The organism is Bacillus sp. B28 (genome assembly GCF_029536185.1).
Lineage (GTDB): Bacteria > Bacillota > Bacilli > Bacillales > Bacillaceae > Bacillus > Bacillus halotolerans.
In genome coordinates this window covers 1105494-1129197 of the sequence record NZ_CP120511.1, presented here as the reverse complement: position 1 = coordinate 1129197, position 23704 = coordinate 1105494, and the positions used below count along the sequence as shown (strand labels likewise).

Genomic DNA, 23704 nt, shown 5'->3' with positions numbered 1-23704 from the left:
AAACAATGTGTTTCACATTAATAAATCAGATCAAGAAAATCTTCTTTCGTAATGTTCCCAAAATAATGCTTCAGATTCACATCAGCCAGCGCATCAGCGATCACACTGCGCTCATATTGTTTTCCAATCAGCAGGTTCTCGATTTCCGATACATCGCCCACACCGAAGAAATCGCCGAAAATTTTGCAGTCTTCAATTTTCCCTTTTTTTACTTCCAAACGCAGATCAATGGACCCGACCGGATAACGCTTTGAGTGGTTCAGGTTAAATTTAGGTGAGCGGCCGTAGTTCCAGTCCCAATTTTGATAGCGTTCTTCCGAGATTTTGCGAATGACTTCCCAATCTTTTTCAGTCAGCTTATACTCCGGCACATCTTGAATGTGATTTGTATTGAAAATATGTTTGAGCAAATGACTGCGGAAATCTTCGGTTGTCATTTTATCATCAAGAAACTCACTGATGTTTGCCACACGGCTTCTGATTGATTTGATGCCCTTTGATTCAATTTTATCCTTTTTGACTTTTAAAGCGGACACAACATGGTCAATGGCTGAATCAAACATGAGGGTGCCGTGGCTGAAGATGCGGCCTTTTGTGGCAAATTGTGCGTTACCTGATATTTTGCGGCCATTTACCACAATATCATTCCGGCCGCTTAATTCCGCTTCAACTCCGAGCTGATGTAGCGCTTGAATCACCGGCTCAGTGAATTTTTTGAAGTTATGAAAGCTGTCACCGTCATCTTTCGTGATAAAGCTGAAATTTAAATTCCCTAAATCATGATACACAGCCCCGCCGCCTGATAAACGGCGGACGACAATAATTCCGTTTTCCTCTACATACTTTGTATTGATTTCTTCTATTGTATTTTGGTTTTTTCCGATGATGATAGACGGCTGATTCACGTAAAAAAGCAAATACGGCTGTTCAGGGTCTAAATATTTAAGGCAATACTCCTCGATAGCAAGATTGATCCGCGGATCATTGATATTTTGATTGTCAATAAATAACATGGCGCTCCTCCTTTATCCTTCCCACACAAAACCAGATTTCGCAATGTTCACTTTCCCGTTAAAAACGGTCTTGGCTTCTTTGCGAAGATTGTCATGCACGCCGAAATGAGGCAGATGGGTCAGCAGCAGCTCGCCCGCTCCCGCTTCTTCTGCAATTCGCCCTGCTTCCAAGCTGTTCATATGGCCTGCGCTTGTCCCGTCTTGATCAGCATAAAAATTACATTCAGAGATCAATAAATCAGCGTTTTTCGAAAACGGAATAAATGAATCCTGATAGCTGGAATCAGCAGTATACACAACAGTATGGCTGCCGTCAGTAATCCGCATCGCATAACAAGTCACCGGGTGAACCGTCTTTAAAAAGGTGATCGTAAACGGACCGACAGTCAGCTGCTGATCAGGCTGATAGGCAACCCCTTTCGTATGCGTTTTATATGTAAGCTTTTGAAACTGTTCTATATCAGCATCATGTCCGTAAATCGGAAGCGAGTGCTCTCCTTTGCCGAGGAATGATCCGACTTGCTTCGCAAATTGCAGCGGCCCGATGTCGGCAATATGGTCATGGTGATAATGAGACAGAACCACCGCGTCCAGCTTTTCCGCCGGGACATATCCAAACAGCTTAGATAACACGGCACTTCCGCAGTCCACTAACAATGAAAAATCCCCCGATTGAAACAAGTATCCCGACGTCGCTTCATTTGCGGCCGGAAAACCGCCGTAGCATCCGATAACTGTAACTTTCATAATGTCCTCCTTCTTTTCAAAGAAAATTGATCCTCCTTCAATATACCCATTTTTCTAAAAAAAAGCATGTTTTAAACATTGTATCAAAACAGATGTTGAATTTTACCTTCTGTTATATTACAATGAAGACATTACAAAGGGGAAAGAGGGATTGGTTATGCTAGGGAAACTTACTGAATTTTTTAGAAACCTGCCTTCGAAAAAGTGTGCGGAATGCGGAAAAAAGATTGATGAGCAGCATGAGTGTTATGGTAATATTTGCAACGACTGTATAAAAGTAAGCGATATGTAAAGAGGCGAAAATCTCACGCATACAGTGTGAGATTTTCTTCATTCTTCTAACTTCTCTTTATATTGAAATAATAGTCAGGTTGGGTCAAAGCTCACCTGTTTTTAGATAATTCTGGTGATTCACTTTCTATTTTTGAATATTCTATATTTTCAAAATATAATTTACTATAGACGAACCTATTTCTTATCTATTATAATTTGATCTAATAGTGAGATTAAATATATGTCTATTCATGATATATGTTGATACTTTGTTTTTTGGGAGGTAATCTATGAAAAGAATTAGGTTTGGATTAGCCACGCAAATATTCGTTGGACTTATTCTAGGTGTTATTGCTGGCGTTATTTGGTACGGCAACCCAGCACTGCCTACTTATCTGCAGCCAATCGGGGATCTCTTTTTACGCTTAATCAAAATGATAGTGATTCCTATTGTTGTCTCCAGTTTAATCATCGGTGTAGCCGGAGCCGGAAATGGAAAGCAAGTTGGTAAATTAGGCTTCAGAACAATTCTGTACTTTGAGATTATTACGACCTTTGCCATTATTCTCGGACTAGCCCTTGCAAACATCTTCCACCCGGGTACAGGAGTTAATATACACGAAGCTCAAAAAACAGACATCAGTCAATATGTTGAAACAGAAAAAGAACAAAGCAATAAATCAGTGGCAGAGACATTCCTGCACATTGTGCCGACAAACTTCTTCCAATCCTTGGTCGAAGGGGATCTTCTTGCCATCATCTTCTTTACCGTACTATTTGCATTGGGAATTTCCGCGATCGGTGAAAGAGGCAAGCCAGTATTAGCCTTTTTTGAAGGCGTTTCCCATTCGATGTTCCATGTGGTAAACCTTGTGATGAAAGTAGCGCCATTCGGGGTTTTTGCTCTAATCGGAGTTACTGTCTCTAAATTCGGACTCGGTTCTCTTCTATCTCTCGGAAAGCTTGTCGGATTGGTATATGTCGCACTTGCTTTCTTCTTAATCGTCATTTTTGGGATTGTCGGAAAAATTGCCGGTATCAGCATCTTCAAATTCCTGGCTTACATGAAGGACGAAATTTTATTGGCGTTCAGTACGTCTAGCTCTGAAACCGTTCTTCCGCGCATCATGGAAAAAATGGAGAAAATCGGCTGTCCGAAAGGTATTGTATCTTTCGTTATCCCGATTGGATATACGTTTAACTTAGACGGCTCCGTTCTCTATCAATCTATTGCAGCGCTGTTTCTGGCACAGGTGTACCACATCGATTTGTCGATTTGGCAACAAATAACGCTAGTACTTGTGTTAATGGTGACGTCTAAAGGAATGGCTGCCGTTCCGGGAACTTCATTTGTTGTCTTGCTTGCGACGCTGAGCACGATTGGTGTTCCGGCAGAAGGACTTGCCTTTATTGCTGGGGTAGACCGCATTATGGACATGGCACGTACAGTTGTAAACCTGACTGGTAACGCACTTGCTGCCGTTGTCATGTCTAAATGGGAAGGCATGTTTAATCCTGCAAAAGCAGAAGCTGTCATGACCCAATCTAAAGCAGATCAAAACGCAACCATTTCCGGTTAATCAAAAAGCCTGCGGGGTTCTCAACGCCCCGCAGGCTTTTTTTAATCTTGGACAAGCTCAAACAGCTCTGTAATCAAAACAGTGTCCTCATTCAGTTCCATTTCGCCATTTTTGATCAGCTCCGCCCACGCTCTCCGATGGTCCTCTTGAAATTCATCAATTCGGTCTCCGTTGCCCTCTCCTTTGACTAACCTCGTATCAGGCGCTCCAAAGGTCGTTTCAAATACATCTGTCACTTTTATATTGCATCTCGGATGATCATGTTTATCATAAACGGTTACAAGCTGTCCCGCTGTTTGATATACATCACTCAGTTCATCTTTTGAATATAATGATTTCGGCGCGCAGGTGGCCGTTTTTTCTCCAGCAAGGATTTGCTGGATCAGCTGTTCTCCAAGACCTTCATCGCCTTCCCAGCCGAAAGTGCTTTTCAGTTCATAGATTTTCATTTATTTTCTCCCTCTTATACCATCGGTGATTGCACATAATAATACAGGAGCTTCGCTGTATGGCGGAGAGAAGACTTATGCGTGCGTTCAAAAGCGTGCGAAGCGTCAATTCCCGGCCCGATTAGGCCGTGCACAATATCATGCCCGGATTTGATCGCTGCTGAGGCGTCCGACCCGTAATACGGGTAAATATCAAGCTTATAGTCAATATGGTGCTTTTCAGCTAAATCGACCAAATGCTTTCTAAGCTGATAATGATACGGACCGCTCGAATCCTTCACACAAATCGAAACCGAATATTCGTCTGTCGCCTGGCCGTCACCGATAGCCCCCATATCCACCGCCAAGTATTCAACAGTTTCAGCAGGAATATTAGAGTTCCCGCCGTATCCGATTTCTTCATTATTAGAAATCAGAAAATGAGTCGTATACGGCAGTTCAATTTCTTCTGTTTGAATTTGATGGATTAAGCGAAGCAACAAGGCCACACTTGCTTTGTCATCTAAATGACGTGATTTAATGAATCCGCTGGATGTGATCTCAACACGGGGATCAAACGAAACAAAATCCCCGACGCCAATGCCAAGCTCTTCCGTATCCTTACGGCTGTGCACAGGCTCATCCAGGCGGATTTCCATATTCTCTTGATTGCGCTCCGCTTTTCCCGCGTCTTTGTACACGTGCACAGACGTTTGATGCATTAAAATGGTGCCCGTATACGTTTTCCCCGAAGCCGTTTCAATTTGGCAATACTCCCCTTCGATCGAATTGTAGCGGAAACCGCCGATCAAATCGATTTTCAGCCGGCCGTCAGCTTTAATTTCTTTCACCATCGCGCCCAAGGTGTCAACGTGCGCTGTCAGCATTCGATGACGGGATGTATCGCGGCCTGGAAGCGTGGCGATCAAACCGCCCTTATGGTTCAGAACCGTTTCGACCTTCCATTCTTTTAAAAGGTTTTCAACGTATTTGATCACCTCATATGTATTCCCTGTCGGACTTGGAATAGAAACGAGTTCTTTAATCAGCTCCATCGTTTTACGAACGGACGTCATAGGACATTCCTCCTTTTATTTTCTATTTAAAATATACTCTTTTCCTGATAGACCCGTCCAATCTTTTCCTATCAATCTAGCATATGCTGTAGAGAGCATGGGAAGAGGAGGGATATCTATGTGCTGTCGTCATTCACATGAACGGAAACATCATTGTAATTTTTGGTTTGATGATTTTTGGTTCTTTGACGAGTGGTTCGATAAGGATTTCCACGACCATTGCAAGAAAGAGAAAGAATGCCATGACCCTTGCGAGAAAAAGAAGAAAAAGAAAAGACATTGCTCTTGCAAAAAACGCTGCCACTCTTGCTGTCATTGCTAAGGACTGAATCAGAAATATTCTGATACCCATGCCTACACGAATATTTCATTCATATTTTTCCAAGCAGGCTGTTACTGCTGCTTGGATTTTTTATTGAAACAGCCTTTTTGCCTTTACAATCCAAACCACTGATGCCGCGGCTATCCCGGCAACGATGAGTTCAACAGCCGCCGCATGTTCTATCACTCCTTTTTGGTATAAAACCGCCGGTACATTAAACAGCCCGTGTAAGAGAATCGAATACAGCAAAAACAGCGGCCGGCGGCTTTTAACCGCATACAGCACAAGCAGGGACAGACCGATTTGAACAGAGAGGGCGCTGATTCTTTCAATTCCGCCGAGCAGCCATTCATACGAAGGTGTATTCAGCAGCTGCGCCTGAATCGGCATAAGTGCCTGCTTCACATCATGATTCATCAAAAGCTGTTCAAAAGTGCCGCTATTGATCGCAAAAGCGTACACGATAAGCGTAATGCTGGACAAGCCGGTTATTAATATCGCCTCCAGACCGCCGTGGCCCGCTCCGAAGGCCAGACCGTCCGCCCAAGAAAGACGGCGCTTCATAAAGAAACGCATCATGATATACCTTCCGCATTCCTCAAAAATCCCGGCCATCAAGCATCCGTAAATGGCATACCAGACTGGATGCTTCATCACTTCTTTCGTCGTTTCATTCATTTGCAGCACATAAACATGAACGCCGCCCTCCAACAGCTGAGCAAAGACAAAAAACGTAAGAGCGCCAATAAAAAACACCTTAATCGGAGCATGATACTTTCGCCTAAACCATATCATCAGTCCGATCGGCAACAAAAACGCAATAACCCCGGAAATAATCATAGAAGCTATCGCTCCTTGACTGACCATTTTTTTCCTCCTTTTCTGGTTTTCTACTGACAGTTTCTCTTTTTTTATCAAAAATCCTCTTTTTAGTACCAGATACTAATATCTAGTGTTATAATCTGATAATAAAAGGAGTTGTGTTATTATGTCAAAAGCAAACATTACAGCAATCGGCACCTATGCGCCGAGCCGGCGTTTAACCAATGCGGATCTGGAAAAAATCGTAGATACGTCTGATGAATGGATTGTTCAGCGCACAGGAATGAGAGAACGGCGGATTGCCGATGAGCAGCAGTTCACTTCAGACCTATGCATTGAAGCAGTCAAAGATCTCAAGAGCCGTTACGAAGGAACACTTGAAGATGTGGATATGATTCTCGTCGCCACAACAACAGCAGATTATGCCTTTCCGAGTACGGCTTGCCGGGTGCAGGAATATTTCGGCTGGGAGAACACCGGCGCGTTAGATATCAATGCGACATGCGCAGGACTGACATACGGTCTCCATTTGGCAAACGGATTGATTACATCCGGGCTTCATCAAAAAATTCTCGTCATCGCCGGAGAAACATTGTCAAAAGTGACTGATTATACAGATCGAACGACATGCGTTCTGTTCGGCGATGCTGCGGGCGCACTATTGATTGAACGAACTGAAGAGGCACCGGGATTCCTCGCCTCCGTCCAAGGAACATATGGAAAAGGCGCGGATATTTTGTACCGGGCAGGACTGCGGAACGAACTCAACGGCATGCCGCTTGCGGATTCCGGGAAAATGGTTCAAAACGGACGCGAAGTGTATAAGTGGGCCGCAAGAACCATTCCCCGTGAATTTGAACATCTTTTACACAAAGCAGGGCTCAGCCGTGATGATCTTGATTGGTTTGTTCCCCACAGCGCCAACTTGCGCATGATCGAATCGATTTGTGAAAAAACACCGTTTCCGATTGAACAAACACTCACCAGTGTGGAATACTACGGAAATACATCCTCAGTCTCTATTGTTTTGGCCCTTGATCTGGCAGTGAAAGCCGGGAAGCTGAAAAAAGACCAAACCCTGGTGCTTTTCGGCTTCGGCGGAGGATTAACGTATACCGGACTTCTGATCAAATGGGGATGTTAAATCAAAAAAGACCTTGTTTCCTGAGAAACAAGGTCTTTTTCATTAGGAAGCCGGCTGTTCTTCTGAAGTGTCTTCCTTCCGGCTTAAGATCGTAAAGTAGGTAATGCTCAGCGCGATCATGACTAGAGCAATGCCGATTAAGACACCGGCCATCTGCCACATGTAGCCGAAATCTCCGTTTGAAATCACCGCTCTGAACCCGTTTATGCTGTAGGTCATCGGCAGCGCGCCATGAATCACCTGATAGAAATTCGGAAGCAATTCTAACGGGAAGGTTCCTCCGCTGGCCCCGAGCTGCAGCACTAAAATAATGACTGCAATAAAACGGCCCGGATTGCCCATCGTCGTGGCCAAAAATTGAATCATTGCAAGGAAAGCGAGACTCGTAATGATCGTAAACACGTAAAATCTCCATGTGCTCTCCACCTCAAGCCCGATTCCCAGAAGAAGAACTGTCGCCACAATAAGCGATTGAATGATTCCCACCAGCATCATGACATTAAATTTACTGAAGAACCACTCAAATCCGTTTCTCGGACGGCCTGATGCTTCCTTCAGCGGGAATACGACCGTCAGCATAATGCCGCCGACATACAAGCCCATTGATAGGATATAAGGCGTCAGCCCTGTTCCGTAGTTAGGGACGGAATGAATCGCGTCGTCATTAGTTTTGACCGGATCCGCAAACATACCGTATGTTTTATCATCAGCGCTGATATCTCCTGTTTGATCAGCCGCGTCATTCAGCTTATTAGACAGCTGTCCTGTGCCGTCCAGTAGCTTGCCTAAACCTGTATCAAGTGATGCAGATCCGTCTGCAAGTTTTGATGATCCGCTTTGGACCTGTTTAGACCCGTCTAACAGCTTAAACAATCCGCCGGATACTTGGCTGCTTCCTGTCACCAATTGCTCTGAGCCCGCTTTTGCCTTTGCGAACTGCTTATTATATTCACCGATACCCGCTGTCAGTTTAGTTTGGCCATCTGTCACCTGCTGTGACGCATTGTATATTTTCTCAGATCCAGCAGTTAATTTGTCAATCGCGTCTTGAGTGGCTTTTGCGCCGTTATAAAGCTTAGAGGTAGCTTCCGGCAATGCCTTCACCTGGGCAACCTCCGCTTTCACATCTTCCAATGAGCTTTTTATCGTTGCTATGTCAGGCAGCTGATCAGCTGCAGGAAGTCCACTTAAAATTTCATCAAAATCAGGCGCATCAACTTTCGGAAGCTGCTTTTCAACAGAGCTGATCAGCTGGCTTTTTTGCTCTGCTGTTAAGAAATCACTCGAATTGATGAGATTTTTGAATGCCTGATCACGGTTTTTTAAGCTGTTTTCAAAGTCAGACAGCTGTTTTTTAAATTCCTTCATCGCAGTTTCTGACTTTTCCAGGTTGTTCACAGCTGTTTCAAGCTGTGTTAAATCGAGCGCATTTATGAGTTTTTCCGCTTTTGCTGCTTTTTCCGACTCTTCTTGCGCTTTACTGTTGAGCTGATCCAGCCCGTTTGTCAGATTAGGCAAGCCCTGCTGCACCTTTTGAAGGCCGGCATTCAGTTCATTCAGCTTGCCCGTTATCTTGCCTGATCCTGCTGCAAGCTGACCAGATTTATCATAAATCTGGTTGCTGCTGTCCTGGAATTTACCGAGCGAGCTGTCAAGCGATTGGATGCCGCTCGTCACCTGAGCCGCTCCATCTGCAAGCTGCGCTGTTTTGTCACTGATGGTAGCGGTGCTTTCCTTCAGCTTCGCCAGATTTTCTTTCAGCTGGGCGCTTCCGTTTTTCGCATCCTTAGTGCCGTCATCAATTTTCTTCGCTCCGCTGCTCGCGTCGCTCAAACCTTTTGCGATATCTTTAAAGTTATCAAAAATCACTTTCGTATATTGCTTGGTCACTTCTTTAGAAACAGAGGCTTTCAGTTTATCAATCGCTTTTTCGCCGATCGTTGCCCCTACATAGTTGGAACCTGCATTTGTATGGTATTTCAAATCCAGTTTTTTTGGATTTTTATCCATTACAGTGCTGGCGTTTTTAGAAAAGTCTTCTGGAATCTCGACTACTAAATAGTATTTTTGATTTAATAAGTCCTTTAACGATTGGTCGAGATCATTGGAAAAATGCCAGTCAAAGTTTTTATTATCCTTTAATTCTTTTACCAGATCATCACCGATTTGAAGCTTTTCTCCCTCATATGTCGTTCCTTTATCCTGGTTGACGACAACGACAGGCAGCTGGTCAACTGTGCCGTACGGGTCCCAATAAGCCTTTAAGAATACGCCGCTGTAAATAAGCGGGACAAACAAAATGGCGATAATGGGAATCAATAATTTTTTACTTGTTACGATGTCTTTCCACTGACTTCGTATTGTGTTCATCCTGATGCCTCCATTCTAAAACTGACTCATCATGAAAGATGGTCATTTTCTTGCAAAGAGAAAGGATTATCTAGTTGGCTGACAATCCTTTGACAACATACAATTCAAGCAGTCCCGCAATTGTCTCTTTATCAAGCGGGGGGTGTTGTTTTTCCCAGTCAAAAATGAGCGCAATATAAAGCTTCAGCATCACAAAGGCTGTCAGCTCAGGGTCGCACGGCTTGATTGCGCCGCTTTTGATCCCGTCTTCAATCTTACTTTTGATATAAGACAGTATGGCTCGCTCCATTTTCTGGATCACTTCCTGAACAGCCATTGTACCAATCTCGGCATTCTCTTGGAAAATTTTAATCGTCAGCTGATGTGTTTTCCTGAACTCCAGAATGGCAAACAGCGCTCTGTGCACATTTTCATGGAACGGAAGGTTCGGCTCCATCGCTTCATCCGCTTTTTGCTTCATTTCCTTTAATAAAGTAGTGAAAATCTCGTCAAACAGCTCTTCTTTGTTTTTGAAAAAAGTATAAATGGTTCCCTTCCCCACGTTCGCAAGTTTTGCGACAAGATCCATTGTCGTCGCTTTATACCCGAACTGCGTGAAAGACTTTGTAGCCGCCTCCAAAATGAGCTTTTTTCGATCTATTGACATTGTATTCACCTCGAAACTGACCGTTTGAACATTTTAGTCATTAAGTACATATGCAAATGTATCATACCATGCTGAACAATTCAAACATTTTTTACACAATATTGCCATCATCTTGACACAAAAAACCTCCGTACCGGGTACGGAGGTTTTCTAGTCGAATAAACATTTCAGCGCGTCTGACACAGCTGCTTTTCCTTGATCGATACAGTCCGGGATTCCAACACCCTCGAAGGATGCGCCAGTCATGTACACACCAGGATATGAAGAAGACAGCGCTTCACGGAGCTCATTGATACGGCGTTTATGGCCGACATGGTACTGCGGCATGCTTTCATGCCAGCGCGTAACACATGTCATTTCCGGCTCACCGTTGATTTTCATTACTTTCTTTAGGTCTTCCAGTACAATGTTGATAATGTCGTTATCTGAGAGGTCGACGATGGATTCGTCTCCGGCTTTTCCGACATATGCCCGAAGCAGTGTTTTGCCTTCCGGCGCTGCGTGCGGCCATTTTTTGTTCGTCCACGTACAAGCTGTGATCGCGAAATCACTGTTTCTTGAGATGACAAAGCCCGTGCCCTCATGTTCCATTTGGACGGCGCCTTCCGGGAAACCCAAGGCGACATTCGCCACAGATGTGGAATGCATATTTTTCAGATTTGCAACAGCCGGTAAATCTGAAAGCATTCCCGCGGCAGCTTTATGCGGTGCTGTTACAATCACTGATTCGGCATCAAGTGATACGCCGTTATCAAGATCAAGCGAGTAGCGCGTGCCCTCTCGGCTAATTTTGGTAACCTTTGTGCCTTTGTATACCTTTGTCAGCTTTAGTTGATTTTCGATCTCTTCGACAAGCGTCTGCAGGCCTGTTGTCAGCGTCTGAAACTGCCCTTGTTTTTTGGCTGTCAGCTGCTGGCCGGAGCCTTGAGGTCTTGTTTTTTTCATTCCCAGGATCAGGCTTCTGTGCTTTTGTTCCGTCTGATAGAATTGCGGGAATGTTGACATCAGGCTGAGTTTGTCGATATCACCTGCATAGATGCCTGATAAAAGCGGCTCGATTAAATTCTCGACAACTTCATCCCCGACACGTCTGCGGAAAAATTCTCCCAGTGACTGATCCTCTTTTGATTTACTTGCGGGCAGGATGAAATCCATTGCAGCTCTCGCCTTCCCTGACAGAGAAAACAGCCCCGTTGACACGAACGGCGCGATTTTTGTCGGTATTCCCATTACAGCCCCCTTCGGCATCGGATGCAAAGTGCGGTTGACAAGCACGTAAGATTGTCCGGTCGCATTGTTCACAAGCAGATGGTCAAGACCTAAGTCTTTGACAAGCTGCGGAGCGCTTTTTTTCCGTTCCAGGAATGAATCAGGCCCTCTTTCGATGATATAGCCGTCCTTCTTGACTGTCTGGATTTTTCCGCCTACTCTCGGACTTGCCTCAATAAGCGTCAGCTCAAGCGGCAAATCTTTGTCTCTGATTTCTTTTTCCATGTAGAAGGCGGCGGCTAAACCGGTAATGCCGCCGCCGATGATGACTACATGTTTTTTGCCGTCACTCATGTTCATCGCCTTCTTTAACGTCCTAATTTTTTCAAAACGACTGTTGCTAAAGCATCAATAAATGCCGGCTTAGCGTTTGGCATTTCCGGCCGGTAATAGCTGGCGCCGATATCGTCAGTCACCACTTTGCATTCATAGTCATTGTCATAAAGCACTTCTAGATGGTCCGCGACAAATCCGACAGGCACATATACAAATGCTTGATAGCCTTTTTGTTCAAATAAATCACGTGTCAGATCTTGCACGTCAGGTCCGAGCCACGGATCAGGCGTATTTCCTTCACTTTGCCAGCCGACAGCGTATTCAGATACGCCTGCGCCTTCAGCGATCAGCTTCGCGGATTCATGAAGCTGATCCGGGTACGGATCTCCGTACTCTTTAATTTTTTCCGGAAGGCTGTGCGCGGAAACGATGAGCATCGCGTTTTCTCTTTCTTCCTTCGGCATTGACGCGTACGTGTCCTTCACTTGGTCAACCCAATATTTCACAAACTTCGGTTCATCGTACCAGCTTTCGACAGACGTAATTGTTAAGCCTCCGAGTTTTTCAGCCTCTTCTTTCGCACGCTTGTTGTAAGACTGCACGCTGAATGTGGAGAAGTGCGGTGCCAATACAAGGCTGACCGCCTCTGTAATGCCGTCCTTATGCATCTCTGCCACAGCGTCTTCAATAAACGGCTCGATATGCTTCAGCCCGATATACGCTTTAAACGTAATCTCATCCTGAATCTCGTTTAGGTGCTGTTCAAGCTTATAAGCCTGTTCCTCTGTGATTTTGGCAAGCGGCGAAATGCCCCCGATTGCTTCATATCTGTCTTTCAGATCCTGAAGCATTTCAGGCTCAGGCTTTCTGCCTCTTCTGATATGTGTATAATAACGCTCTATATCTTCTTCTTTGTAAGGCGTGCCGTACGCCATAATGAGAAGCCCCATTTTCTTTTTACCCACTGTTTACACCCTCTTTAGATGATCTCTCACAAAACAATTTTGACAGGCTTTGATCCTGATACCAAAAAATATGCTCAGGAATATTGGCCTATTTTCTTTGATTGAGAATATTCATGTACAAATGCAGTCAGCTTTTTCAGCGCTTCCGGACTGACATCAGGAAATACGCCGTGTCCGAGGTTAAAAATGAAGCCGTCCGATTTTAAGCCTTGATCGAGAATCTCTTTTGTTCTCTTCTCGATCACTTCCCACGGAGCAAGCAAAATGGACGGGTCCAGGTTGCCTTGCACCGTTTTGGTGATGCCTTTTGATCTGGCTTCATCAATGCCAAGTCTCCAATCGAGCCCCACAACATCGAGAGGCAGGTCATGCCAATCCGTTGCTAAATGGCTGGCACCTACACCAAACATGATAAGCGGCACATTTTCCGATGCCAGCTCAGAAAAAATTCGGTTCATTACCGGTTTGATGTACGTTCTGTAATCCGCTTGATTCAGCGCGCCAACCCATGAATCAAAGATTTGAATGGCTTTTGCGCCCGCCTTCATTTGCGCTTTCGCGTACACGATAATCATGTCGGCAAGCTTTGTCATCAGCAGGTTCCAGGCATCCGGCATGCTGTACATAAAGGCTTTTGTTTTATTGTAGTTTTTCGAAGGCCCGCCTTCGATCATATAGCTGGCAAGCGTAAAAGGCGCACCAGAGAAACCGATTAGCGGGACGTCAAGCTGTTCATTGACAAGCAGTTTGATCGTTTCGAGCACGTACGGCACGTCCTGTTCCGGCTCAAGCTTGCCGAGCTTTTCAATGTCCTGCAGTGAACGAATCGGCTGATCAATCACCGGCCCGATTCCATTTTTAATTTCAACATCCACACCGATCGACGGAAGCGGCGTCATAATATCTTTATAAAGGATTGCAGCATCGACTCCGTATTGCTCGACCGGAAGTCTTGTGACGTACGCACACAATTCGGGCTGATGTGTAATTTCGAACAATCCGTATTTTTCCTTCAGCTTACGGTATTCCGGCTGCGAGCGCCCGGCTTGTCTCATGTACCAAACAGGCGTGTGATCCGCTTTTTCTCCCCGCGCAGCTTTTAAAAACGTCTCGTTAAACGTTTCTCGTTTCCTCATCTGATTTCCACCTTTCATACTGCAACCATACGTTCGTGTTCCTTGACCATTACACTATACCTCGTTTTGGACAAATGGTATAGAAATGCGGCTCAAAGTTCAAAAAATCGCCGAATTCCATTAAGAGGAAAACAGTTTCGGCTGAACGTAATCGGTTCCTTCTCCTTCTTTTTTTGTCTGTGTATTATAAGGCACCACTTTATAGGAAGCGCCCGAAAACAAATTGGCGTATGGGATCTCATAGCTTCCCTTTCCTTCAACAGAATCAAGGAGCGTTTCCTTGCCGTCCTTATTTACATAAATTCTGTACACTGCCCGATCATCCTCTTGCGCATCCCATTTTAATTCAATCGTAAACAGCCCCGCTGCCCTAAATGTATAGTCAGCCGTCAGCGTTTTAACAGGCTCAAGCTCAATAGGGCTTTCAAGTTCTTTTACTTTTTTAGGCTTCGCAAACGCAGAACCCGTTTCGCCAGCCTGTGTCAAAATATCCTTAAACATTCTGGTCGGATATGCGCTTCCGCCTTTTAAGTAATGATTCTGATCTGTTTTGTCATAGCCCATCCAGACAGCTCCCGTTATGTTCGGCGTATAGCCCGCAAACCAGGCATCCTTTGTTGCGCCGGAAACGGCTGTATATGAAGTAGAACCGGTTTTCCCGGCAAGATCGCCGTGATAGGTGCCGGACGTTGCTGTTCCCTTCTTAACCACCTGCTGAAGCATTCTCGTCATGTTCCAAGACGTCTGTTTGCTGAATACTCGTTTCCCTTCTTCTTTATGATCGGCTATTGTTTCCCCGTCTTCATCTGTTATGTTTGAAATAAAGTACGGCTCGGTGTATGTTCCATTCGCGGCAAACGTATGAAAAGCGCCGGCAAGCTGGAGGGGTGATACGCCTTTTTCCAAACCGCCGAGAGCCAGAGCAAGCCCTTCATCCGGTATATCAATGCCATTTGCCTTCAAATAAGATTTCCCCGTTTCCACACCGATCTCATTCAGCGTCCACACTGCCGGCGCGTTTTTGCTGTAAGTGATGGCATCAGACATCGTGACTTCTCCTTCATAACGGCCGTCATAGTTTTTCGGTGTGTAATCTCCGTAGGATTGTAATTCATCCTTTAACAGAGAGTACGGCTTAAATTTCTTTTCCTGCATCGCCGGTCCGTATACGGCCAGCGGCTTAAACGTTGACCCCGGCTGGCGCCCAGCTGTCACACGATTATATCCTTTAGCCGTGTAATCTCTTCCGCCGATCGCCGCTTCCACACCGCCCGTTTTATTGTTGATAAAGACTGCGCTTCCTTCAGCATCTTGATCTGTTCCGGGATAATAGCTGCCTTCCTTCATGACTTGATAAGCCGTTTTTTGCAGTTTTGAATCAAGCGGCACCTTAATCGTGTACCCGCCTTGAAGCAGCTGCTCTCCGGAAATGGAATACTTGTCCTCTGCTTCTTGGATCACAAGGTCAATATAGCTGTCAAACCAAGGTGTTTCCGACTGTTTTTTCACGTTCAGCCCGAGCGTCCTCCCCTGCGCGCTGACAGCTTCTTTCGCACTGATATAGCCTTGATCATTCATCATGCCGAGAATCGTATCACGCCGCTCCTTGCTTTTATCAGGATGCAAAACAGGAGAATACGTAGAAGGCGCCTTTGGAATAGCAGCCAAGACCGCGCCTTCTGACACGGTTAAATCTTTAACTTCCTTATTAAAATAATAGTGGGATGCAGCTTGAATGCCATAAACCCCGTGTCCGAAGTATAGCTGGTTCAGATACATTTCCAGCAGCTTGTCCTTGCTGTAATCCCGTTCAAGGTTGATCGCTATGATCACTTCTTTCGTTTTTCTTAAAAACGTTTTGTCATGTGTCAGAAAAATATTTTTGGCAAGCTGCTGGGTGATCGTGCTCGCGCCTTCTACTTTTCCTCCTGCTAATATATCGCGGTACACCGCTCTTCCGACAGATTTCACATCGATACCGTGGTGTTCATAAAATCTCTTATCTTCCACTGAGATAAACGCTTCTCTGACCTCTTTCGGAATTTCATTGATAGAGACCGGTTCACGATTTTCTGTATACAGACTTGCGACCTCATCCCCGTTTTGGTCAACAATTTTTGAAGATGCGTGAAGGATCAGCTTCTTTTCATCTATGACATAATGACCGAGAAAAATGATTGAAATATATCCTATTAAAGCGAGAAAAGCAGTTAACACTAAAATAATGATGGGAATGAAAAGTTTCTTTTTCTTTATCTTAAACATGAACTCACCTCGCCTTTCTAAAGGTAGTATGGGAAAAATTGTTTGGATTTATGTTTGAAGCAGTCGCCAATAGAAACTTATACCATTGTTTTGATATACTAGCAAGCAGGAGGTGGCTGATATGAAGGTTTATATTACATATGGGACAGCCGATTTTTTGAAAAACATCGTGCAAAAACATTCCTCGGAAAATATGCTTTTGATGCAGGGACAGGAAAATGCGATTTTAATTCATGAAACAAACGGAGAAACGGTTTTTCAGGCCCCCCATTCCTATGAAGTCATTGACCAAGTCGGGGACATGAAGCATCCCGGTTTCGCAGTATTGAACAATATAGCCGTCACACAGGAAGGACGGCCGCTGTTTGAAAACAGATTTAAAAACAGAGCGGGAAAAGTCGAAAACGAGCCCGGTTTTGAAGCCATTCGTGTCCTGCGTCCGCTTGACAGCGACACGTACGTCATTCTCACCTTATGGGAAACAGAAAGAGCCTTCCAAGACTGGCAGCAGTCAGGCTCATACAAAGAAGCCCACAAAAAACGCGGCACGTCTGCCGGGGTTGACACAACGTCCATTTTCTCCCGGCCTTCGTATGTCACCACATATGTTGCTGTCGAATAGCTGCCGGAATGTCCGGCAGCTTTTCTTATGGCAAGAAGCTAGATGAAGTATATTTGCCCAGTCTGCGGGTTTAAAGGGCTGACAGACCGGCATATGATGACCAAGGGAATCACTCCTATGAAATCTGTTCGTGCTGCGGCCTCCAATTCGGATACGACGATTTTGAAATGACGCGTGAGGACGGTTCATATTTAGAACCTTCGGAAAGCATAATCGCCTACCGAAAAAACTGGCTTGCTGTACCCGCAGCATAGCAGCAGGCTAAAAAAGTATTGAAGCACGAGTTGATCGAGCAGTTAACACATATTCATGTCTATCTGAAGTAATATCTGCGGTCAGATGCTATCTGTCCCGGCACCTTCCGCCCGCCTATGAATAATCTGTAGGAAGCGGAAGGAGTGATCAATGATGGAAATCGGGATTATGTCTGTTCATGTTCTTTATGTGTTTTTTATTGGAGCGATCATTCTTTTTATGCTGCTGCGAAAAGATACAACCTTTATTTCGTTATTTGGGATTTTCATCATTTCGTTATGGGCCAGCCATTCGCTTTCAGCTTCGGTCAGCAGTTTATTCCACAGCTTCATCTATGCGGCATCTGAGCTGCTTCCTACGATTTTCATCATCTGTTTTATCGTGTCTATGAGTGATGTGTTAACGAAAACAGGGATAAATGAAGCGATGATTTCTCCCTTTGTCCGTCTTGTTAAAGGTCCTGTAATTGCATACTGGCTGATTGGCGGACTGATGTTTGCCATTTCTCTATTCTTCTGGCCTTCGCCGGGTGTCGCTTTAATCGGCGCCGTTCTGCTTCCGGCAGCCTCCCGTGCCGGCCTGCCGCCTATCGCTGCCGCCATGGCAATGAATTTATTCGGGCACGGCTTTGCCCTTTCAGGAGACTTTGTCATTCAGGCAGCGCCAAAACTGACAGCTGATGCAGCAGGCATCCCTGTCGGTGATGTCATCTCAGCTAGCATTCCGCTCGTTCTGATTATGGGCGTGACCACAACAACTGCCGCTTTCTTTATGATTCAGCGTGAACGCAAAAAACAATTGCGGCCCGCTTCTTTTTCCCCGATGTCAGAAGAACATGACACTTCAATGTATTTGCCGAAACGTCTTCGGTCATTGCTGGCTCTTTTGATTCCTCTTGTATTTGCAGCTGATATCGCGTGTATGGTCATATTCAACCTTCAAGGAAATGATGCAACCGCGTTAATTGGCGGATCGGCCATTTGCATCCTGCTGATCGTCCATTTCCTTGTGTATAAACAGAAAGGGCTTGAAAAAATTACTGGATATTTTATCGAGGGGTTTCAATTCGGCTTTAAGGTTTTCGGTCCCGTCATTCCAATTGCCGCTTTCTTTTATCTTGGTGATTCCGGCTATGAGAGCATCTTGGGTACTGAACTCCCTAAACATTCACACGGCATTGTCAATGATCTCGGCATCGCCTTATCCCACGCCATGCCTATGTCTAAGGAGCTTGCCGCCGCAGCCTTGACTGCCGCTGGAGCCGTAACCGGGCTCGACGGTTCAGGTTTTTCAGGCATTTCCCTCGCCGGCTCCATCGCCAAGCTCTTTTCATCCGCTCTCCATGCTGATCCAGCCGTCCTGACCGCACTCGGGCAAATATCAGCCATCTGGGTGGGCGGCGGTACGCTTATTCCATGGGCGCTCATTCCCGCTGCAGCCATTTGCAAGGTCGATCCATTTGAGCTTGCCAGAAAGAACTTCCTCCCCGTTGTGATCGGACTTTCGGTGACAACCATTGCAGCGATGATCATGCTTTGAAACCCGACCAATTGAAATATTCAGACTTTTTCTATACAATCATGGAAAAGCTTAGAAAAGGGGGAAGGGGCTTTGTCCATAAAGATGCTGCAAAAAGAGATAAACAAACAGCTCGACAGCTGTTTCGATGAAATGGTGGAAATCAGGCGCCATTTCCATATGTACCCTGAACTGTCCAATCAGGAAGAAAAAACTGCCGCTTTTATTGCTTCCTATTACGAATCGTTAGGAGTCCCGATCCGCACCAAAGTCGGCGGCAATGGGGTTCTGGCTTATATTGAAGGCAGCGAACCCGGTCCTGCTGTCGCATTGCGGGCCGATTTTGACGCCCTTCCCATCCAGGATGAAAAAGATGTTCCTTACGCCTCCAAAGTGCCCGGTGTCATGCATGCATGCGGCCATGACGGCCATACAGCGGCTCTGCTTGCCGTCGGAAAGGTGCTTTATCAGAACAGGCATGATCTGAAAGGAACGTTTATTATGATCCATCAGCACGCTGAGGAGTACGCGCCAGGGGGCGCAAAACCGATGATTGAGGACGGCTGTCTTGAAAACGCAGACGTCATATTCGGCACCCATCTTTGGGCGACTGAGCCGATCGGAACCATTCTCTGCCGCTCCGGCGCCGTAATGGCCGCAGCTGACAGATTTACAATCAGCATTCACGGAAAGGGCGGCCATGGCGCTCACCCCCATGATACAAAAGACGCCGTCCTGATCGGCTCGCAAATCGTTTCCTCGCTGCAGCATATTGTCAGCCGCAAAGTCAATCCGATTCACTCCGCTGTCATATCGACAGGCTCTTTCATGGCTGATAACCCGTTTAATGTGATTGCAGACCATGCAACTCTCATTGGCACAGCTCGTTCGTTTAATGAAAATGTCCGCGACATTCTGGAAAAAGAAATCGAAGCTGTTGTAAAAGGTGTGTGCAGCATGCACGGCGCTTCCTATGACTACAACTATGAACGCGGCTACCCGGCGGTAGTCAATCACCCTGCGGAGACCGACCATCTGGTAAACGTCGCAAAAACCACAGACGGCGTTCAACAGGTTCTTCAAGGTGAACCGCAAATGGGCGGCGAAGATTTTTCTTATTACTTACAGCATGTCAAAGGAACCTTTTTCTTTACCGGCGCCGCTCCTGAACAGCCTGAAGATATCTTTTCCCACCACCACCCGAAATTTGATATCAATGAAAAAGCGATGCTGACTGCTGCCAAAGTGCTTGCGGGCGCTGCAATTACTTACCATTTATCTTAAAAAAACAGCCGGAGTTTTACTCTCCGGCTGTTTCCTTTAATATTCTCAGATGAAAAACATGTCTTGCTGTATCTCCAAGCTGAGCAAGCAGTTTATAATTGGCAATTCCGCCGACTGCGGCCCCTACCCCTGGTAAAAGCTGAAAAAGCTTGACGACATCAATATAATCGCGATACTCCTGCTGAAACACTCTCCAGTCAATATCCTTTTTCTCCGTCTCCCAGTTTTCAATGACAGAAAAAAACGCTTTGCGGCAGTCATCACTTGAAAAAGCAAGCTGAAATACTAGAAGCAAAAACATCCTTTCATCTGCATTCTTCACATCAAAACCGTATATCGAGGACAAAGTGAATAAACATTTCATCTTAATGGAAAGCAGCAGCGGGAAATCGGCAATACCTAAAAAAATGCCGCCCGCCCCTGTGCCGACTCCTTCAGCAGCCGCCACTTTCTGATAAGAAGCAATCGTTTTTTTCGCAAGCTCGTTTTTTTCACTGAGTGAAAGCGTGCTTGTATCCTTCTTATAAGTGATGATATTAGATCCTGCCATCGTGGCTTCCACCATTTTTTTCACGCTTTCAGTTACCGTTGCATGAATTTTTTCAGGTATTCGTTCATTCACCTTTGTTTGCACACGCTTTGAGAAGCGTTCAAACATGGAATCCTTTCGCAATAAATGCATTTTCCATTGAAGAGCTTCCTGCATCAGCAGATTCTCGCTCATTTGACCTACCCCTTTTTTCAGCTCACAGCTTTCCGTGTTTTTTTAATCTGGCGGTCATGTAAGACGGCAGAATGACAAAGATCAAGACGGCAGAGCCGATCAGCGCGTACAGAAAACCTGCAGCGCCCGCAGCATACGCAGAGGCGGCTGCCATGAGCAGAGCCTGCACGCTAAGCGCAGTTTTTAATAGAGAGAAATAGCTTTTCAGCTTCGCTTCCTTTTTGACAGGATATAGCTCTTGAAGCGCCAGATGGTCAAAGTGGCCAAACAGCGGCAGAAGCTGAATGCCTGTGATAAATACGGTAAACACAGTCAAAATCCCTGCGATAATCGGGCTTGCAGACGCATACATCATAATCAGCGCGAAAATAACGGTTAATCTGACTTGAATGCCCAGATAATCACTTGAACGCAAAAACGCGCGGGCAAACATATAGGCAAACGTTTTACGCTGTTCAAACGGCACAAACCGCAGCAAAAAGTCGAGATACGCTCTCCGTTTCGCTTGTTTCTTTAAATGCGGCACATCTGTAAACAGGTTGGCAATCCGGTAAAAACGCTGCTTGCGTCTCAATTCGTGTTCTATATGGCTTTCCCATTTAAATGTTTTTCCTTTTGCAGCGGAAGACACATAAAGATAAAGAGCCGCCATAATGATATAGATCACAAGCGCATACACATAAACCGACTGAAAAACAAAATACAGAACGAGTGTATTAGCGGCAAAACGAATGACAAGATCCATCTGTTTCATGCTTCTGTCATTTTGAAACGTCATACGCCATTCCAAGGCCTGATTCCACGCTTTCAGCAGCAGAAGCTGTACAAATACCGCCGCGTACGACACGAGCGATGCTCCCGGCGTGACAGCGAAATAAAGCGGCATCGCTACGAGGCTCAATGCAATCAGCGGAAACAGCTGGGACACATAGCTGTAAACAAACGCCTGTCTCAAATACGGCTCCATCTTAGCCTCAAGCGGCAATAAGAAGACAAGGTCAGCCTCCTTTAAAAGCGTCCGCACATAAGATCCAGTCAGAACGAGTGAAAACAGAACGGCCATCACCCAAAAGGACGGAAAGTGAGCGGGAATGTCCCGTATCCATTTGCTGTACCAGCTCGCCGCACCTGCGATAAAAAAGATCAAAACGATAACGAGGTGATCGTTGAGCATATATTTCATGTACATTCTTGTTTCTTTAATATGCTCCTGCAGCCGTGACTGCCAAATATCCAGCATGTTATTCATGGCCAGCGTCTTCCTTTGTGAGCTCTAGATATAAATCATCCAGCGCCGCGTCCTTCATTCCAAACTGCTCTCTGAGCTCGGACAGCGTGCCGCGCGCCCGCACTTCGCCGTTATGTAAAATGATAAACGAATCACAATAGCGCTCCGCCGTTGCCAGGATGTGCGTTGACATCAGCACGCTCGCCCCGCTTTTCTTCGCTTCATTCATCCGCTCAAGCAAAGCATTGATTGCCAGCGGATCAAGTCCCAGAAACGGCTCATCAATGATGTAGAGCGCAGGCTCTGCTAAAAACGCACACATGATCATAACCTTCTGCTTCATCCCTTTAGAAAAATGCGCCGGGAACCACTTCAGCCTCTTTTCCATTCGGAATTCCTTTAACAGCGACGGCAATCTTTTTTCCATCGTTTCTTTTGATAGGCCGTATGCCATCGCCGTCAATTCAAGGTGTTCCATCAGCGTCAGTTCTTCATATAAAACGGGTGTCTCAGGAATATAAGTGAATTGGGACCGATAGCCTTCCCGATCCTCAGCAAAGGTTTTCCCGTTTAACTCAATAGATCCTTTATGCGGGTCCATCAGCCCGATGATATGTCTGATTGTTGTACTTTTACCTGCACCATTTAAACCGATTAAACCGACAATTTGGTTCGGTTCAAGGGTGAATGACACGTTTTTCAAAACCGGATTTCTCGTATAACCGCCGGTTAAGTCTTTTACCGATAGCAGAGACATAGTTTCTCCCCTTATATTGTTTTTCTTCATAGTACCAAAAACAAAGCCTGATTTGAAACAATTCCCTTTTAACAAATGATGAATTTGCTGTCATAAAGAGACAAGTTTCTGGACAATATAATCGTTGTAGAGGAAAAAGCATATCAACTGAAAAATGAGGTGTTTGTCAAAGACGTCTTAGGCACAGTTGGATAGAAAATAAACATGTCCTATGCTCAAACCTTTTTGCATTCACTGAATTGATGAATCTTCATTTCTGAAGCTGACTATCAAATGAGGTGTTTATCGCAGGAATCGTTAAGCATTAAACAAGTCTTCATTTTATTGACAAATGAGGTGCTTACCAAAGGCATATCACATTTTCTTCATAAAGCTGATTCCTCTGCATTCAGGGTGAACGCTCCGCCGTTCATCCTGTTTTCTATTTTCTTCATTTCTGTGGTACGATGAGTTTATACATAAAAAAACAATTTCATAAGGAGGAACCCTCATGCATAGTGCAGAGAATTGTATCTTTTGTAAAATTATCGCCGGCGAAATCCCGTCAGCAAAGGTTTATGAAGATGAACATGTGCTGGCATTTCTTGATATCAGTCAAGTGACGAAAGGCCACACCCTCGTTATCCCGAAAACCCATATTGAAAATGTTTACGAATTTACAGACGAATTAGCGAAACAATATTTTCACGCCGTTCCGAAAATTGCCCGCGCCATCAGGGATGAATTTGAGCCGATCGGCTTAAATACGTTAAACAACAACGGCGAAAAAGCAGGACAATCTGTTTTCCATTACCATATGCATATTATCCCGCGCTACGGAAAAGGAGACGGATTCGGAGCAGTGTGGAAAACACATGCGGATGATTACAAACCGGAAGATCTCCAAGACATTTCTTCATCCATTGCCAAACGCTTGGCCTCATCATAAAGATGAGGTTTTTTTATTTGTGAACAATTCGCAAATATTCGTCATTTTCTTTTGAT

The 23704-nt window shown here is 45.2% G+C and carries 22 protein-coding genes; 7 read left to right on the top strand and 15 right to left on the bottom strand.

What is annotated here, in order from left to right:
- Window positions 1–17: 17 nt before the first annotated feature.
- Together lplA and P3L57_RS05520 are read right to left on the bottom strand one after the other, a co-directional pair.
- Window positions 18–1013 carry a lipoate--protein ligase gene (gene lplA / locus P3L57_RS05525; RefSeq protein ID WP_059293108.1) on the bottom strand — a complete coding sequence of 332 codons (996 nt, stop codon included), beginning with the start codon at window positions 1011–1013 and terminating at the stop codon, window positions 18–20.
- Between the two features lie 12 nt (window positions 1014–1025).
- Window positions 1026–1760 carry an MBL fold metallo-hydrolase gene (locus tag P3L57_RS05520; RefSeq protein ID WP_059293109.1) on the bottom strand — a complete coding sequence of 245 codons (735 nt, stop codon included), beginning with the start codon at window positions 1758–1760 and terminating at the stop codon, window positions 1026–1028.
- Window positions 1761–1917: 157 nt separating this feature from the next.
- Between P3L57_RS05520 and yhfH the strand changes: the two genes are divergently transcribed.
- Window positions 1918–2052 (top strand): protein YhfH, encoded by a 135-nt coding sequence (gene yhfH, locus P3L57_RS05515; RefSeq protein WP_069486333.1) that lies wholly within the window; start codon window positions 1918–1920, stop codon window positions 2050–2052.
- Window positions 2053–2323: 271 nt separating this feature from the next.
- A complete protein-coding gene (gene gltT / locus P3L57_RS05510; protein ID WP_044156533.1) occupies window positions 2324–3613 on the top strand; it encodes a glutamate/proton symporter GltT in 1290 nt (429 codons plus the stop codon).
- 41 nt (window positions 3614–3654) lie between these two features.
- Here the strand turns inward: gltT and P3L57_RS05505 are convergent, their stop codons facing one another.
- The 4 genes from P3L57_RS05505 to P3L57_RS05490 all read right to left on the bottom strand — a co-directional run bounded on the left by P3L57_RS05505 (window position 3655) and on the right by P3L57_RS05490 (window position 6306).
- Window positions 3655–4062 carry an ASCH domain-containing protein gene (locus tag P3L57_RS05505; RefSeq protein ID WP_059336369.1) on the bottom strand — a complete coding sequence of 136 codons (408 nt, stop codon included), beginning with the start codon at window positions 4060–4062 and terminating at the stop codon, window positions 3655–3657.
- Window positions 4063–4076: 14 nt separating this feature from the next.
- On the bottom strand, window positions 4077–5117 hold the full coding sequence (locus P3L57_RS05500; RefSeq protein WP_059352630.1) for a M42 family metallopeptidase: 1041 nt from the start codon (window positions 5115–5117) through the stop codon (window positions 4077–4079).
- Between the two features lie 133 nt (window positions 5118–5250).
- Window positions 5251–5433, bottom strand: a complete 183-nt coding sequence (locus tag P3L57_RS05495; RefSeq protein ID WP_081638270.1) for a hypothetical protein — start codon at window positions 5431–5433, stop codon at window positions 5251–5253.
- Between the two features lie 96 nt (window positions 5434–5529).
- On the bottom strand, window positions 5530–6306 hold the full coding sequence (locus tag P3L57_RS05490) for a YhfC family intramembrane metalloprotease (RefSeq protein WP_059336373.1): 777 nt from the start codon (window positions 6304–6306) through the stop codon (window positions 5530–5532).
- Window positions 6307–6427: 121 nt separating this feature from the next.
- On the opposite strand from P3L57_RS05490, the gene fabHB reads away from it, so the two are divergent.
- Window positions 6428–7405 carry a beta-ketoacyl-ACP synthase III FabHB gene (gene fabHB / locus P3L57_RS05485; protein ID WP_044156538.1) on the top strand — a complete coding sequence of 326 codons (978 nt, stop codon included), beginning with the start codon at window positions 6428–6430 and terminating at the stop codon, window positions 7403–7405.
- A gap of 42 nt (window positions 7406–7447) precedes the next feature.
- Here the strand turns inward: fabHB and P3L57_RS05480 are convergent, their stop codons facing one another.
- The 6 genes from P3L57_RS05480 to P3L57_RS05455 form a co-directional block, all read right to left on the bottom strand.
- Window positions 7448–9775, bottom strand: coding sequence for a YhgE/Pip domain-containing protein (locus P3L57_RS05480; RefSeq protein ID WP_059293114.1), 2328 nt, complete (start codon window positions 9773–9775; stop codon window positions 7448–7450).
- Between the two features lie 70 nt (window positions 9776–9845).
- Complete coding sequence (locus tag P3L57_RS05475) at window positions 9846–10421, bottom strand: TetR/AcrR family transcriptional regulator (RefSeq protein ID WP_014479348.1); 576 nt, start codon at window positions 10419–10421, stop codon at window positions 9846–9848.
- 150 nt (window positions 10422–10571) lie between these two features.
- Window positions 10572–11984, bottom strand: a complete 1413-nt coding sequence (gene hemY, locus P3L57_RS05470) for a protoporphyrinogen oxidase (RefSeq protein ID WP_069486332.1) — start codon at window positions 11982–11984, stop codon at window positions 10572–10574.
- Between the two features lie 14 nt (window positions 11985–11998).
- The gene (gene hemH, locus P3L57_RS05465; protein WP_010333609.1) at window positions 11999–12931 is read right to left on the bottom strand and encodes a ferrochelatase; all 933 of its coding nucleotides are present in this window, start codon (window positions 12929–12931) and stop codon (window positions 11999–12001) included.
- 74 nt (window positions 12932–13005) lie between these two features.
- Window positions 13006–14067, bottom strand: a complete 1062-nt coding sequence (gene hemE, locus P3L57_RS05460; protein ID WP_069486331.1) for a uroporphyrinogen decarboxylase — start codon at window positions 14065–14067, stop codon at window positions 13006–13008.
- Between the two features lie 120 nt (window positions 14068–14187).
- Window positions 14188–16332 (bottom strand): transglycosylase domain-containing protein, encoded by a 2145-nt coding sequence (locus P3L57_RS05455; protein WP_202647143.1) that lies wholly within the window; start codon window positions 16330–16332, stop codon window positions 14188–14190.
- 121 nt (window positions 16333–16453) lie between these two features.
- Here P3L57_RS05455 and hmoB point away from each other — a divergent pair, with 121 nt between their 5' ends.
- The 3 genes from hmoB to P3L57_RS05440 all read left to right on the top strand — a co-directional run bounded on the left by hmoB (window position 16454) and on the right by P3L57_RS05440 (window position 20011).
- Entirely contained in the window at window positions 16454–16954 is a 501-nt protein-coding gene (gene hmoB, locus P3L57_RS05450; RefSeq protein WP_044156545.1) for a heme-degrading oxygenase HmoB, read from the top strand.
- Window positions 16955–17359: 405 nt separating this feature from the next.
- Window positions 17360–18748 (top strand): hypothetical protein, encoded by a 1389-nt coding sequence (locus P3L57_RS05445; protein WP_083244445.1) that lies wholly within the window; start codon window positions 17360–17362, stop codon window positions 18746–18748.
- Between the two features lie 72 nt (window positions 18749–18820).
- Window positions 18821–20011, top strand: a complete 1191-nt coding sequence (locus P3L57_RS05440; RefSeq protein WP_069486329.1) for a M20 family metallopeptidase — start codon at window positions 18821–18823, stop codon at window positions 20009–20011.
- 16 nt (window positions 20012–20027) lie between these two features.
- Here the strand turns inward: P3L57_RS05440 and P3L57_RS05435 are convergent, their stop codons facing one another.
- Genes P3L57_RS05435 through ecsA form a run of 3 tightly spaced genes read right to left on the bottom strand, consistent with a single transcriptional unit; the run spans window position 20028 to window position 22720 of the window.
- Window positions 20028–20735 (bottom strand): EcsC family protein, encoded by a 708-nt coding sequence (locus tag P3L57_RS05435; protein ID WP_069486328.1) that lies wholly within the window; start codon window positions 20733–20735, stop codon window positions 20028–20030.
- A gap of 22 nt (window positions 20736–20757) precedes the next feature.
- Entirely contained in the window at window positions 20758–21984 is a 1227-nt protein-coding gene (locus P3L57_RS05430; protein WP_069486327.1) for an ABC transporter permease, read from the bottom strand.
- A complete protein-coding gene (ecsA, locus tag P3L57_RS05425; protein ID WP_069486326.1) occupies window positions 21977–22720 on the bottom strand; it encodes an ABC transporter ATP-binding protein EcsA in 744 nt (247 codons plus the stop codon). Before ecsA ends, P3L57_RS05430 begins: the two co-directional genes overlap by 8 nt.
- A gap of 490 nt (window positions 22721–23210) precedes the next feature.
- On the opposite strand from ecsA, the gene P3L57_RS05420 reads away from it, so the two are divergent.
- On the top strand, window positions 23211–23648 hold the full coding sequence (locus P3L57_RS05420; protein ID WP_003327743.1) for an HIT family protein: 438 nt from the start codon (window positions 23211–23213) through the stop codon (window positions 23646–23648).
- Window positions 23649–23704: the final 56 nt, after the last annotated feature.

Excerpts from the sequence above, each read along its gene's own strand:
- lplA (WP_059293108.1), bottom strand. The coding sequence starts at position 1,013 with ATGTTATTTATTGACAATCAAAATATCAATGATCCGCGGATCAATCTT.
- P3L57_RS05520 (WP_059293109.1), bottom strand. The coding sequence starts at position 1,760 with ATGAAAGTTACAGTTATCGGATGCTACGGCGGTTTTCCGGCCGCAAAT.
- yhfH (WP_069486333.1), top strand. The coding sequence starts at position 1,918 with ATGCTAGGGAAACTTACTGAATTTTTTAGAAACCTGCCTTCGAAAAAG.
- gltT (WP_044156533.1), top strand. The coding sequence starts at position 2,324 with ATGAAAAGAATTAGGTTTGGATTAGCCACGCAAATATTCGTTGGACTT.
- P3L57_RS05505 (WP_059336369.1), bottom strand. The coding sequence starts at position 4,062 with ATGAAAATCTATGAACTGAAAAGCACTTTCGGCTGGGAAGGCGATGAA.
- P3L57_RS05500 (WP_059352630.1), bottom strand. The coding sequence starts at position 5,117 with ATGACGTCCGTTCGTAAAACGATGGAGCTGATTAAAGAACTCGTTTCT.
- P3L57_RS05495 (WP_081638270.1), bottom strand. The coding sequence starts at position 5,433 with ATGACAGCAAGAGTGGCAGCGTTTTTTGCAAGAGCAATGTCTTTTCTT.
- P3L57_RS05490 (WP_059336373.1), bottom strand. The coding sequence starts at position 6,306 with ATGGTCAGTCAAGGAGCGATAGCTTCTATGATTATTTCCGGGGTTATT.
- fabHB (WP_044156538.1), top strand. The coding sequence starts at position 6,428 with ATGTCAAAAGCAAACATTACAGCAATCGGCACCTATGCGCCGAGCCGG.
- P3L57_RS05480 (WP_059293114.1), bottom strand. The coding sequence starts at position 9,775 with ATGAACACAATACGAAGTCAGTGGAAAGACATCGTAACAAGTAAAAAA.
- P3L57_RS05475 (WP_014479348.1), bottom strand. The coding sequence starts at position 10,421 with ATGTCAATAGATCGAAAAAAGCTCATTTTGGAGGCGGCTACAAAGTCT.
- hemY (WP_069486332.1), bottom strand. The coding sequence starts at position 11,984 with ATGAGTGACGGCAAAAAACATGTAGTCATCATCGGCGGCGGCATTACC.
- hemE (WP_069486331.1), bottom strand. The coding sequence starts at position 14,067 with ATGAGGAAACGAGAAACGTTTAACGAGACGTTTTTAAAAGCTGCGCGG.
- P3L57_RS05455 (WP_202647143.1), bottom strand. The coding sequence starts at position 16,332 with ATGTTTAAGATAAAGAAAAAGAAACTTTTCATTCCCATCATTATTTTA.
- hmoB (WP_044156545.1), top strand. The coding sequence starts at position 16,454 with ATGAAGGTTTATATTACATATGGGACAGCCGATTTTTTGAAAAACATC.
- P3L57_RS05445 (WP_083244445.1), top strand. The coding sequence starts at position 17,360 with ATGATGGAAATCGGGATTATGTCTGTTCATGTTCTTTATGTGTTTTTT.
- P3L57_RS05435 (WP_069486328.1), bottom strand. The coding sequence starts at position 20,735 with ATGAGCGAGAATCTGCTGATGCAGGAAGCTCTTCAATGGAAAATGCAT.
- P3L57_RS05430 (WP_069486327.1), bottom strand. The coding sequence starts at position 21,984 with ATGAATAACATGCTGGATATTTGGCAGTCACGGCTGCAGGAGCATATT.
- ecsA (WP_069486326.1), bottom strand. The coding sequence starts at position 22,720 with ATGTCTCTGCTATCGGTAAAAGACTTAACCGGCGGTTATACGAGAAAT.
- P3L57_RS05420 (WP_003327743.1), top strand. The coding sequence starts at position 23,211 with ATGCATAGTGCAGAGAATTGTATCTTTTGTAAAATTATCGCCGGCGAA.